This is a genomic window from Staphylococcus sp. HMSC036D05 (assembly GCF_001836225.1).
Classification (GTDB): Bacteria; Bacillota; Bacilli; order Staphylococcales; family Staphylococcaceae; genus Staphylococcus; species Staphylococcus caprae.
The window spans coordinates 1-13,220 of the sequence record NZ_KV827772.1 but is presented as its reverse complement, the minus strand read 5'-3'; the positions used below and the strand labels follow the sequence as shown (position 1 = coordinate 13,220).

The following is a 13,220-nucleotide window of genomic DNA, read 5'->3' as shown; positions in this document are numbered from 1 at the left end:
ATAATCTAAGTTTCAATTATTTATCTAATAAATGCATTTTTAAATATTTGGCTGCGCCGTCTTCCTCGTTTGTTTCTGCAGTGACATCATCTGTGATGTCTTTAATTTCTTGTCTTGCATTTTTCATAGCCACTGTATAATGACCGAATTCAAACATAGCTCGATCATTATCACTATCGCCGATGACTAGCGTTTCTTCTTGTTTAATCCCAAAGTGCTCTATCATTTCTTTAATGCCAGTGCCTTTATCTGTATTATAAGCCATTGTTTCTGCATTATAACGAGATGAATTAGATACACTAATACTTAGTTTCACTTTATTTTGAATCAATTCGTCTCTAAATATAGTTATTTTATCTAAATTAGGATTGAATAAGTAAATCTTAGAATAATCTAAATTAGGCAATTCGTCGCGCCAATCTATCTTATCTCTCATGGCATCTCGTCTAGATGACCACTCACTTTGACTTACATGATTCGGTGGTGTCTCACTAGAAATCATTTCACGCATCCACTGTTCATCCCTATTTAGAACAATACGCTGTGCCCCAAAAGGAAATACTTCATAATAAATATTTTGTTGCTCAGCTAATTCAACTATATTTTTAACTTGTTCTAAAGACATGCTATGTTTAAATAAATTACGATTGTCAATTTCACCTGTCGTACCATTAGAACTAATAATTCCATCAACTTTAAATCCTTCGGGCACTAATTGATGAATTTCTGAATACGAACGTCCAGTCGCTAAAAAGACTTTATACCCTTTATCTCGTAATTCGTCGATGACCTCTTTAGTATAGCTAGATGCTTTGTTGTTCTCATGTAGGATTGTTCCATCCATGTCTAAGAATATTGCTTTAACGTTTTTCATATGTTCCTCCACTCGTTACAATTTCTACTTGAATAAATTGTGGCACTGTTTAAGATAAAGTGCAACGACTTAGTTTTTAGAAAATACCTATTTATTTCAACCACAGGAGTAAAAATTGTTCTTCATCACTTTAAAATAGAAATATTGTAAGATGAATTTTTATATTTTCAAAATATTTATTATAAATAAGACTCAAACTAAAAATACCGACAAAGAATACTCTTTGTCGGCATTTACTATAGCGATAGCTACGCTTACTCAACTGTAACTGATTTAGCTAGGTTACGTGGTTTGTCTACGTCTAAATCTCTGTGTAACGCCGCATAATAAGAGATTAATTGCATTGTTACTACAGAAACTAATGGTGTCAATAATTCATGAACGTGAGGGATAACATACGTATCTCCATCTTTATCTAAGCCTTCCATAGAAATAATACATGGATGTGCACCACGTGCGACTACCTCTTTAATATTTCCTCGAATAGATAAGTTAACGTTCTCTTGAGTGGCCAAGCCGATAACTGGTGTACCATCTTCAATAAGTGCGATTGTACCGTGCTTCAATTCACCGCCAGCAAAGCCTTCAGCTTGAATGTATGAAATCTCTTTAAGTTTAAGCGCACCCTCTTGACTTACATTATAGTCAATTGTACGTCCGATAAAGAACGCATTGCGTGTTGTTTCTAAGAAATCAGTAGCAATTTCTTCCATAATAGGTGCATCATCAACAACTGTTTCGATAGCAGTTGTGACTTTAGCTAATTCTCTTAATAAGTCAATATCCGCTTCACGTCCGTGATTTTTAGCAACGATTTGTGAAAGAATTGATAAAACTGCAATTTGTGCTGTATAAGCCTTTGTTGATGCAACAGCAATTTCAGGACCTGCATGTAATAATAATGTATGGTCCGCTTCACGAGATAATGTTGAGCCAGCAACATTTGTAATTGTTAATGATTTGTGACCTAATTTTTTAGTTTCAACTAATACGGCACGACTATCTGCTGTTTCACCTGATTGTGAAATATAGATGAATAAAGGCTTTTCAGATAATAAAGGCATATTGTACACAAATTCTGATGCTACATGTACTTCAGTTGGCACGCCAGCCCACTTTTCTAGGAATTCTTTACCAACCAAACCAGCATGATAGCTTGTACCTGCTGCAATAATATAGATTCTGTCAGCATCGGCAACATCTTTAATGATGTCTTGATCAATTTTCAAGTTTCCTTCTTCATCTTGATATTCTTGAATGATTCGACGCATTACTGCAGGTTGCTCATGAATTTCTTTTAACATGTAGTGATCGTATACACCCTTTTCAGCATCTGAAGCATCGATTTCAGCAGTGTAAGATTCACGATCTTGTACTTGACCATTAATATCTTTAATGATGACATCATCACGTTTAACAATAACAATTTCATGGTCATGAATTTCTTTATATTGATTTGTTGCTTGTAACATCGCTAAAGCATCTGAAGCAATAACGTTGAAACCTTCACCGACACCAATTAACAATGGTGATTTATTCTTAGCTACATAAATAGTGTCTTTATCTTCTTCATCTAATAAGCCTAAAGCGTATGAACCATGTAATAATTTCACTACTTTAGTAAATGCTTCTTCTGTTGAAAGTCCTTCATTTGAAAAGCGCTCAATAAGTTGAACGATGACTTCCGTGTCTGTTTCAGATAAAAATGTTACATCTGATAAGTATTCAGCTTTTAACTCTTCATAATTTTCGATTACACCATTATGTACGAGTGTGAATCGACCTGAAGTAGATTGATGAGGGTGAGAATTCTCATAGTTAGGTACGCCATGTGTTGCCCAACGTGTGTGACCAATACCTACTGTTCCGTCTTCTTCGCTGCTATCTGCAACTTTACGTAATTCAGCAATTCTACCTTTTTCTTTAAATACTTTCGTACCTTGATCATTGACTACAGCAATACCAGCTGAATCGTAACCACGATATTCTAATTTTTCTAAACCTTTTAATAGTAATTCCTTGGCATTATCGTAACCAATGTAACCAACAATTCCACACATAATTTATTTCCTCCAAAATGAGGGATAACGTGAGCAATATGATTCATTATCTTAATTTAGATTGATAATCTTCTATCATATACGATGTCATGTTGAATACATCAAGAAATAAGCGTGTGATATTCAAATTTAAACACGCTACTCTACGCTCCCCTAAGTATTTATTATATTTGGCGATCTTATTAACTTTGTCCACCAAGTTACCCTGGTGTTTTACTTAATAAGCTAACGAATGAGCCACATCCGGGATAGCATCCGCCGATCTATTCGATCACTATCCTCCTCGTCTACAAAAGCTAAATCATCCTCTATAAAAGTTCTCCTAATTAACTTTTAATCGTCGATGATCACTTAGTCATTTTGCACAGGCGCTATAATTATTTATTACCTTTCTTTCCTCCTTTCCATTAATCATTATTGTACACTGTCGTTGTTTTATTTTGCAAATGATTTCACAATGTTTCTCGAAACAATTTAAAAAAGTTATTCTTTTAACCATTGAAATGAAATTAAAACAAAAACTAATTCATCTTTTAAATATCTTCAATAGTTAGATTTAATATGTCACAAATGACATGACAAACTTAAATTTTGTTTATATTGAGTGAATGTAACCCAAGGCTTTAAACTAAATTTAGACACATACTAATTAAAAAGAGGTGTAGAGATGTCACAAACTCAAGAGAAAAAAGGATTAGGACGAAAAGTTCAAGCATTTGGATCATTCTTAAGTAGTATGATTATGCCAAATATTGGTGCATTTATTGCATGGGGCTTTATCGCCGCAATCTTTATAAAAAATGGTTGGTTCCCTAATAAAGACTTAGCTCAATTAGCAGGACCAATGATTACGTATTTAATTCCATTACTTATTGCATTTAGTGGTGGACGTTTAATCCACGGTTTACGTGGTGGTATTATTGCAGCTACAGCGACAATGGGGGTCATTGTAGCATTACCAGACACGCCAATGTTACTTGGTGCTATGATTATGGGACCTCTCGTAGGTTGGTTAATGAAAAAAGTCGACCAATTTGTTCAACCTAGAACGCCACAAGGTTTTGAAATGTTATTTAATAACTTCTCAGCTGGTATTTTAGGTTTCATCATGACAATACTTGGCTTTGAAATTTTAGCGCCAATTATGAAATTCATCATGCATATTTTATCAGTTGCAGTTGAATTCTTAGTCCACCTTCATATGCTACCAATCGTAAGTATTATTGTTGAACCTGCTAAAATATTATTCTTAAATAACGCTATTAACCACGGTGTATTTACACCACTTGGTTCCGACCAAGCAGCGCACGCAGGTCAATCTATTTTATTCACAATTGAATCAAACCCTGGACCAGGTTTAGGTATTTTATTAGCGTATATGATTTTCGGAAAAGGAACTGCAAAAGCAACGTCATATGGTGCAGGTATTATCCACTTCTTAGGTGGGATTCATGAAATTTACTTCCCATATGTATTAATGCGTCCTTTACTATTCTTAGCTGTTATCTTAGGTGGTATGACTGGTGTTGCAACATACCAAGCTACTGGATTCGGTTTTAGAAGTCCAGCATCACCAGGATCATTTATTGTGTATTGTTTAAACGCACCTAAAGGCGAATTCCTACACATGTTACTTGGTGTATTTCTTGCAACGCTCGTATCATTTGTAGTCGCAGCATTAATCATGAAATTTACGAAAGAACCTAAACAAGATTTAGAAGCTGCAACTGCTCAAATGGAAGCTACTAAAGGTAAAAAGTCGAATGTGTCTTCTAAATTAACCGCTTCAGACAAAGAAAGCACTGAAACATCTAAACAAACTGCTGGTGCTACAGGAGCAACAGCCGCTACAGCTAGTCAAGCAAGCTCAAGTGAAAGAGAAGACGACTCAGAACAGTTATTAGATAACTATAATACTGAGGATGTAGATGCCCATGACTACAGTGGTGTGAATCATGTTATATTCGCATGCGATGCGGGTATGGGTTCAAGTGCAATGGGTGCAAGTATGTTACGTAATAAATTTAAGAAAGCTGGCATTACAGATGTAAATGTAACTAATACAGCTATTAACCAATTACCTAACGATGCACAACTTGTTATTACTCAAAAGACATTGACAGACCGTGCCATCAAACAAGTACCTAACGCCATTCATATTTCAGTAGATAATTTCTTAAATTCACCTAGATATGAAGAACTTTTAAATAATTTGAAAAAAGAAGACTAATTTAAATATAAGAAAATGGAGGACACCGCCATGTTATTGAGTACACGTGAAAAAGATATTATTGATATATTAATCAAGTATCACGGTCAATATGTCACTATATACGACATCGCTCAACAACTAGCGGTGTCCTCTCGTACAATTCACAGAGAATTAAAACATGTCGAGAAATATCTCAATTCATTTTCTATTGAATTAGAACGTGCGAATAAAAAAGGTATTCGCTTAGCAGGAACAGAAGCTAATATTAAAGGTTTAAAAGAAGAAGTTAAAAAGCAACAAACTTTAGATTTATCAGTTGAAGAGCAGAAAGTTATCATCTTATATGCATTAATTCAGTCCAAACACGCAATCAAACAATTTAGTTTGGCACATGAAATAGGCGTTTCTATTCAAACGTTAACCAAATTATTAGATGATTTAGAAATTGAATTATCTTCTTATCAACTTTTTCTATCTAGAAAGCGTGGCGAAGGTGTTTATCTTAACGGTCCAGAATCAAAGAAAAGAGAGTTCTTAAGCCAACTCATGGTAAATAACTTGAATAGTACAAGCGTCTACTCAGTGATTGAAAATCATTTCGTATATCAGTCATTAAATCATTCTCAACAATCTTTAGTAGATTTAGACAGAATATTTAAGATCGAACGTATACTCATGGATTATTTGGGTGAACTCCCCTATTCATTAACTGAATCTAGTTATTTAACACTAACAGTGCATATTGTCTTAAGTATCACTCGCATGAAAAATGGCGAATATGTTTCTCTTAATGAAGATATTTATGAAACAGTGAAACATACACTTGAACATAAAGTTGCAACAGAAATCGCTCAACGACTTGAAGAGATGTATGATATCACATTCAATCAAGCTGAAATCACATTCATTACGATTCACTTGCGTGGTGCCAAGCGAAAGATATCGAAAGACGCCTCTTCAGAAGATGAAAGTAATGATTCTAAGATTATTCAATTTGTAAAAACGGTAGAACACATTTCAGGACAACATTTTGATGATGAAGACAATTTAGTTGAGGGATTGAGTCTGCATATTAATCCTGCAATTAATCGTTTAAAATCAAATATCGAAACGTATAATCCTTTAACTGAAATGATTAAATTTAAATATCCTCGACTTTTTGAAAATATTCATAAAGCCTTGCACATGGTTTGGCCAGACTTAATCTTCCCTGAAAGCGAAATCGCCTTTATTGTACTTCACTTTGGTGGTTCGATTAAGAATCAAGGCAATCGCTTCTTAAACATCTTGGTCGTATGTAGTAGTGGTATAGGCACAAGTCGTTTGTTATCAACCCGTTTAGAACAAGCTTTTAATGAAATTGAAAGAATTACTCAAGCTTCTGTGAGTGATTTAAATGTTTTAGATTTAACTGCTTACGATGGAATTATTTCAACTGTTAATTTAGATATCGACGTACCGTTTCTCGTTGTAAACCCATTATTACCTGAGCATGAAGTCGCTTATGTTTCTTCCTTTTTAAGTACAAAATCGAATGAAACGCATACTTCTGAAGATACTGACACACATTCCTTCGTTAATCCCGATACTATAATTGAAGACATGCGTGTAGGTTTAGAAGTGTTAGATTCAGTGAAAATAGATTATAAATTAGTAGATAATTGGAAACAATATTTAGAAGACTATTTACTCAATGAAAATGTTATTGAGCGGAATCAATCATTCGCTGATTTGTTGCAATTGAAATATGAACAGAATCCTAATTGGGTACTTAATCCGTATCCAGTGGCAATTCCACATTTAAGAGATGATATGTTTAAGAAACCTATGATACTCATTACTATTTTGGAAAAGCCAATTCAATTTCAACACAATCAAAATGATGAAAGCTCAATTCACTATATGATTAGTATGTTTATTCCTGATAATCAAAAAATAGCTAGATTTGTTAGCGCCCTATCTGAGGAGCTAAGTTCACATTTAGAGGATATTGATGAATATATGCAAAAACCACAGGAATTTAAAACTATACTAAAAAGAAATTTATTAAATCATATTAAAAGTCAATTATTATAGGAGTGTATAAAAATGAGTGAATTATTTAGTAACGAAAATATCTTTTTAAATGTATCTGCATCAAGTCAAAACGATGCAATTGAAAAAGCAGGACAAGCACTTGTAGACAGCGGTGCAGTGACACAAAACTATATTCAAGCAATGAAAGACCGTGAAGATGTAGTATCTACGTTTATGGGTAATGGCTTAGCGATCCCTCATGGTACAGAAGAAGCTAAAGGTAACGTAATTCGTTCAGGATTAAGCTTATTACAAATTCCTGAAGGCGTAGATTGGAATGGCGAAGAAGTTAAAGTGGTTGTTGGAATTGCAGGTAAAGATGGCGAACATTTAGATTTACTATCCAAAATTGCAATCACTTTTAGTGAAGAAGAAAATGTCGATCGAATTGTGAACGCAAAATCAGCAGAAGAAATTAAACAAGTTTTCGAGGAGGCTGACGCATAATGAAAGCAGTCCATTTTGGAGCCGGAAATATCGGCCGGGGATTTATCGGATATATTTTAGCGGATAATAATGTAAAAGTGACTTTCGCAGATGTAAACGAGGAAATCATTAATGCTTTAGATAAAGAGCATCAATACGATGTTATCCTAGCTGATGAATACAAAACAACGACACGTGTTAATAATGTCGATGCAATTAATTCAGCCCAACCTTCTGATGAACTTAAAGAAGCGATTCTTGAAGCAGATTTAATTACAACAGCTGTCGGCGTTAACATTTTACCTATTATCGCTAAATCATTTGCACCTTATTTAAAAGAAAAGAAAAATCACGTAAACATTGTAGCTTGTGAAAATGCAATTATGGCAACAGATACTTTGAAAAAAGCGATTTTAGACATTACAGGCCCATTAAGTGATAACATTCACTTCGCTAACTCAGCTGTAGACAGAATCGTACCATTACAAAAGAACGACAATATATTAGATGTTATGGTAGAACCTTTCTTCGAATGGGTCATCGAAAAAGATGCATGGTATGGAGAAGAATTAAACCACATCAAATACGTAGATGACTTAACTCCATACATTGAAAGAAAATTATTAACTGTTAATACTGGACACGCATATTTAGCATATGCAGGATATTATGGTGATAAAGCTACGGTTTTAGATGCTGTTGAAGATGATCAAATTAATGCTGGATTGCGTCAAGTTTTAAGTGAAACAAGTCAATATATCACAGACCAATTTGATTTCTCTGAAAGTGAACAAGCACAGTATGTAGAAAAAATTATCGAACGTTTTAAAAATCCAAATTTATCAGATGAAGTGACACGTGTAGGTCGAGGAACGATACGTAAAATTGGCCCTAAAGATCGTATTATTAAACCTTTAACATACCTATATGAAAAAGGATTAGAACGCGACGGCTTAGTTAATACAGCAGCACTACTTCTCGCTTATGATGATAAAGCTGATCAAGAGACAGTTGAGAAGAATACGTATATTAAAGAACACGGTGCTAAAGCGTTCTTAAAAGCTTATGCTAAAGTTGATGATCAACTTGCTGATGAAATTGTTAAAGCCTTAGAAGCTTTATAAAAATGTGAGTTTAAAAACATACAATTTATACTCTACTTCATCCATAATAAACACCTCCGAAAGATGTATCGAAATACCTTTCGGAGGTGTTTTGTAATGTTTGATTTAAAGTTTATCTGTAACTTTTATTCATCTAAACCCATTTTTTCTTTAACGACATCAGCGATTTCTTGAGCATAACGTTGGGCATCTTCATCTGTAGCTGCCTCCACCATGACTCTTACTAATGGTTCTGTACCGGAAGGACGAACTAAAATTCTTCCTTCACCATTCATTGCTGTTTCAACTTTTGTCATAACTTCTTGAACATGGATATTTTCTTCAACGCGATATTTATCCGTTACTCTAACATTAATAAGAGATTGTGGATATTTCTTCATTTGAGCTGCTAATTCACTTAGTGATTTTCCACTCATTTTAATAACAGAAGCTAATTGTACACCTGTTAATAAACCATCACCAGTTGTATTATAATCCATTAAAACAATATGACCAGATTGTTCACCACCAAGATTGTAGTTACCTCTTCTCATTTCTTCTACAACATAGCGATCTCCAACTTTTGTTTTATTGGATTGAATACCTTCATTTTCCAAGGCTTTATAAAAACCAAGATTACTCATAACCGTTGAAACAATCATATCGTTATTTAATTCATGATTTTTATGCATCTCTTGACCAATGATGAACATGATTTGATCCCCATCGACGATTTGACCCTTTTCATCAACAGCAATGATTCTATCGCCATCACCATCAAATGCTAAACCAAAGTCACTTTCTGTTTCTAGAACCTTTTCAGCTAATTTCTCAGGATGCGTAGAGCCACATTGCTCATTAATATTATATCCATCTGGGCTACAGCCAATTGTTTCTGTATCAGCTTCTAAATCACCAAATAAAAATGGCGCAAGTGAAGACGTTGATCCATTAGCACCATCTAATGCAATTTTTAGCCCTTCAAAGTTAACATCAACTGTTGATTTTAAGTAACTTAGATATTTTTGAGCACCTTCAAAATAATCAGAATAATGTACTATATCTTCACCTACAGGACGAGGTAATTCAGGATTATCTTGGTCAAGTAGAGTTTCAATTTCGTTTTCTTGATCATCAGATAATTTGAAACCATCTGAACCAAAGAATTTAATACCATTATCAGCTACAGGATTATGAGAAGCAGAAATCATCACACCTAAAGCTGCTTCCATTTCTTTAGTGAGATAAGCCACACCAGGTGTAGAAATAATACCCAAACGCATGACTTCAGCTCCTATTGAGATAAGGCCCGCAATTAAAGCAGATTCAAGCATTTCACCAGAAACACGTGTATCTCTACCTACAAGGACTTTAGGATGTTTCTCTCCTTTATTATGTGCTAAAACATAGCCACCATATCTTCCCAACTTAAATGCTAACTCTGGAGTAAGCTCTTGGTTGGCAATTCCTCGAACGCCATCAGTACCAAAATATTTTCCCATTCTTAAACTCTCCTTTTGTATCTATCAATTATTTAACATTAATATAAGCTTTCGTTTCTTTAGGATCTACTTTCGTAACATTCTTAGGTAAATCAAATTTCACTGTTTTCTCAGTTGAGTCTGAAATGCCATCCAAATCAACTTCAGCAGTTATTTCATTGATGCTTTGTAAATCATCTCTACTACCATAAATTTGAACTTCTTTATCATTCAATTTAACATTGTCTAATTCTTTATCATTATCTAACTTCCCAGTCGTTTTAGTATGTACTTTTACCTTTTTACTAAAAGGAGCGACTGAGACTTTTAAATTAACCTCATTTGGATTAATTGAAACATTAAGCTTATTCAATTCCTTATCAAAAGCATTAACTTCTGCTACATCATTTGTATCTTTAGTGATTTTACTAGAATTTTTAAAAGTAGCTTTTAAATAAGCAATTTTCTTAAGTTGTTGTTCCCCTCCAGTAACTTTGACAGTTTCAGGAGAAATCTTTTGCTTACTGACTTTATAATTATCATCGATATCACTTTGGCTAACATCAGGTTGTACATGCATTTCTTTCGTTACTTTTTTCTCTAAGTTAACGTTTGCTGTTTTAGGTTTCACACTATAACTAACATCATTACCTATACCTTTAACCTGATATTTTTTATGATAGCTTCCTGCTTTTTTATCTGATAAATCAACTGTAACTTTGAGGTCCTCAGGGTTTTCAATTTTTATTAACTTTGATTGAGGACCCGATAAATTAACATCTACACTATCAGGTGCTTTTGTAACATGCAAATCTTTATTATTGTAAATAACATCTACAGGTACATCTTGAATCGTTTTAGTAGATTTCTGGGATATGTCATCAGTATTAAATACATTTCCAAATACATTATTTACTGATAAAAAGAAAAATACGGCTAGAATTAAGGCTACAAATCTTAATCCCCACTTACTTTCTAACATACTAATTCACACCTTTCTTTTGAAAGTGTGCACCGAACCAGTGTTCAGCAAGTAATTCTTCAAACACTTCATTAGATATATCTCTACGTAATTTACCATCAAAAGTTACCGATACATCACCTGTTTCTTCTGAAACAACAACTGTAAAAGCATCAGAAACTTCTGAAATCCCTACTGCTGCTCTGTGTCTTGTTCCCAAACTTTTTGAAATTTTAACACTATCTGATAAAGGTAAATAACTTGCTGCGACTGCAATTTTAGTTCCTTGAATAATCATTGCACCATCGTGTAAAGGTGTATTCGGAATAAAAACATTAGTCAATAATTCTTGAGAAATATCTGAATTCATAGGAATACCAGTTTCTATGTAGTCTTGAAGCCCTGTTTCCTTTTCGAAAACGATAAGTGCACCTATACGCCTTTTGGCCATATATTGAACGGCTTTAGAAACAGCCTGAATTAATTTTTCTTCATCTCGACTATAAGTATTGGTATAACGTTTTAAGAAGCTACCTCTACCTAATTGCTCCAATGCTCGTCTAATTTCAGGTTGGAAAATAACTATTAATGCGAGTACTCCCCATTGAATAACGATATCGAACAATTTGGAGGTTGCTGTTAAATTAAGCATTTTACTGACTTGTTGGCCGATAACAATTACTACGATACCTTTAAGTAATTGAATCGCTTTAGTTCCCTTAAATACAGTAATGAGAAGATAAAGTACGTACCAAACGATCAGTAAATCAAGTACACTTGTAATAATTTTTAATGTACTTAGATTTTGAAAAAAGTTGGAAAAATCCATAACATCTCCTCCGGGTAATATTTTTCCATATTAAATATTATACCAATCATTGTTTATAGTGTCATATGAACAATAACTAAAATAGAAAAAACTTACATAATTATAAATCATGTAAGCTTTAATCTACTTTCTATAATAATGTTTCGCCAAAGAATGTTCCTAATAATGCTACCGCTTGTTCAGCAGTACTATTTAAATGATCAATAAGCGGATTAACCTCAACTAAATCCATTGACGTCACAAGTTTTGATTCACTTAATAATTCTAAGGCAAAGTGACTTTCTCTATAACTCAAGCCTCCTAATACTCTAGTACCCGTTCCTGGTGTTTCAGTAGGATCTAGCGCATCAACATCTAGAGAAAAATGCAAACCATCAATATTTCTTGATTTCAAGTATTCCAGAGATCTTTCAATGACTTCTTGTATTCCGAAACGGTCTATGTCAGCCATAGTGAATGTTTTAATATTTTGATCTTTTATGTATTCCCTCTCACCTTTATCTAGATCTCTCATACCAATTAATACGATATTTTCAGGTTTGACTTTAGGAGTGAACCCATTTAAATGAACTAATTCCTCTGGACCATCACCAGCTAAAATACGTAAAGGCATCCCATGTACATTACCAGAAGGAGATTCTTCAGGTACATTTAAATCACCATGTGCGTCATACCAAATAACACCTAGATTATTGTAGTATTGACTGATACCTGAAATAGAACCAACAGCAATTGAATGATCTCCACCTAATGTTAGTGGAAAGTTTCCGTTTTTAACTGTTTCAGATACAGCTTTGCTAAGATTTTCAGAAACAGTTATGATTTCGTTGTAATTTCTTAAACCTTCCTGATTAGAATGAAACTTTTCAACATCTAGATTTGGAACTTCAATATTTCCTTTATCTATAACATCATGTCCCATTCTTTTAAGACGCGCTAATAATCCTGCATAACGAATTGCATCTGGTCCTAAATTGACACCTAATTTTTTCTGACCAAATGTGGAAGGTGCTCCAATTATTTCAATACGTTGATTCATGATATATTCTCCTTTCATTGACATAGATTCAGATTAATGTATACGCTTGCAATTTTCAAGGTTTAACGACTTGAAGTTGTAAATTTAACAATAAAAAAAGCACCTCCAATAATGAAGGTGCTTTAAAGAGTGAGCCATAGAGGATTCGAACCTCTGACC

10 protein-coding genes are annotated in these 13,220 nt (G+C 33.8%); 4 read left to right on the top strand and 6 right to left on the bottom strand.

All coding sequences use genetic code 11. The features are described from left to right. Window positions 1-16: 16 nt before the first annotated feature. Together HMPREF2580_RS00145 and glmS are read right to left on the bottom strand one after the other, a co-directional pair. A complete protein-coding gene (locus tag HMPREF2580_RS00145) occupies window positions 17-874 on the bottom strand; it encodes an HAD family hydrolase (protein WP_070829986.1) in 858 nt (285 codons plus the stop codon). A gap of 254 nt (window positions 875-1,128) precedes the next feature. Further along, window positions 1,129-2,934 carry a glutamine--fructose-6-phosphate transaminase (isomerizing) gene (glmS, locus tag HMPREF2580_RS00140; RefSeq protein ID WP_070829985.1) on the bottom strand — a complete coding sequence of 602 codons (1,806 nt, stop codon included), beginning with the start codon at window positions 2,932-2,934 and terminating at the stop codon, window positions 1,129-1,131. 667 nt (window positions 2,935-3,601) lie between these two features. On the opposite strand from glmS, the gene HMPREF2580_RS00135 reads away from it, so the two are divergent. From HMPREF2580_RS00135 to HMPREF2580_RS00120, 4 genes are read left to right on the top strand one after another with little or no spacing between them, the layout of a single operon-like run. Continuing rightward, complete coding sequence (locus HMPREF2580_RS00135) at window positions 3,602-5,164, top strand: PTS mannitol transporter subunit IIBC (protein WP_070829984.1); 1,563 nt, start codon at window positions 3,602-3,604, stop codon at window positions 5,162-5,164. Between the two features lie 30 nt (window positions 5,165-5,194). Beyond that, complete coding sequence (locus HMPREF2580_RS00130; RefSeq protein ID WP_070829983.1) at window positions 5,195-7,222, top strand: BglG family transcription antiterminator; 2,028 nt, start codon at window positions 5,195-5,197, stop codon at window positions 7,220-7,222. Window positions 7,223-7,234: 12 nt separating this feature from the next. Beyond that, entirely contained in the window at window positions 7,235-7,669 is a 435-nt protein-coding gene (locus HMPREF2580_RS00125) for a PTS mannitol transporter subunit IIA (protein ID WP_002445634.1), read from the top strand. Further along, on the top strand, window positions 7,669-8,772 hold the full coding sequence (locus HMPREF2580_RS00120) for a mannitol-1-phosphate 5-dehydrogenase (protein WP_070829982.1): 1,104 nt from the start codon (window positions 7,669-7,671) through the stop codon (window positions 8,770-8,772). Before HMPREF2580_RS00125 ends, HMPREF2580_RS00120 begins: the two co-directional genes overlap by 1 nt. Window positions 8,773-8,897: 125 nt before the next feature. Here HMPREF2580_RS00120 and glmM read toward each other — a convergent pair whose 3' ends face one another. The 4 genes from glmM to rocF form a co-directional block, all read right to left on the bottom strand. After that, window positions 8,898-10,253 (bottom strand): phosphoglucosamine mutase, encoded by a 1,356-nt coding sequence (gene glmM, locus HMPREF2580_RS00115; protein WP_002445637.1) that lies wholly within the window; start codon window positions 10,251-10,253, stop codon window positions 8,898-8,900. Between the two features lie 28 nt (window positions 10,254-10,281). Further along, window positions 10,282-11,214, bottom strand: a complete 933-nt coding sequence (locus HMPREF2580_RS00110) for a CdaR family protein (protein WP_070829981.1) — start codon at window positions 11,212-11,214, stop codon at window positions 10,282-10,284. 1 nt (window position 11,215) lies between these two features. Then, window positions 11,216-12,022 carry a diadenylate cyclase CdaA gene (cdaA, locus tag HMPREF2580_RS00105; RefSeq protein WP_002445639.1) on the bottom strand — a complete coding sequence of 269 codons (807 nt, stop codon included), beginning with the start codon at window positions 12,020-12,022 and terminating at the stop codon, window positions 11,216-11,218. Window positions 12,023-12,152: 130 nt separating this feature from the next. Then, the gene (gene rocF / locus HMPREF2580_RS00100; RefSeq protein ID WP_070829980.1) at window positions 12,153-13,061 is read right to left on the bottom strand and encodes an arginase; all 909 of its coding nucleotides are present in this window, start codon (window positions 13,059-13,061) and stop codon (window positions 12,153-12,155) included. Window positions 13,062-13,220 lie beyond the last annotated feature (159 nt).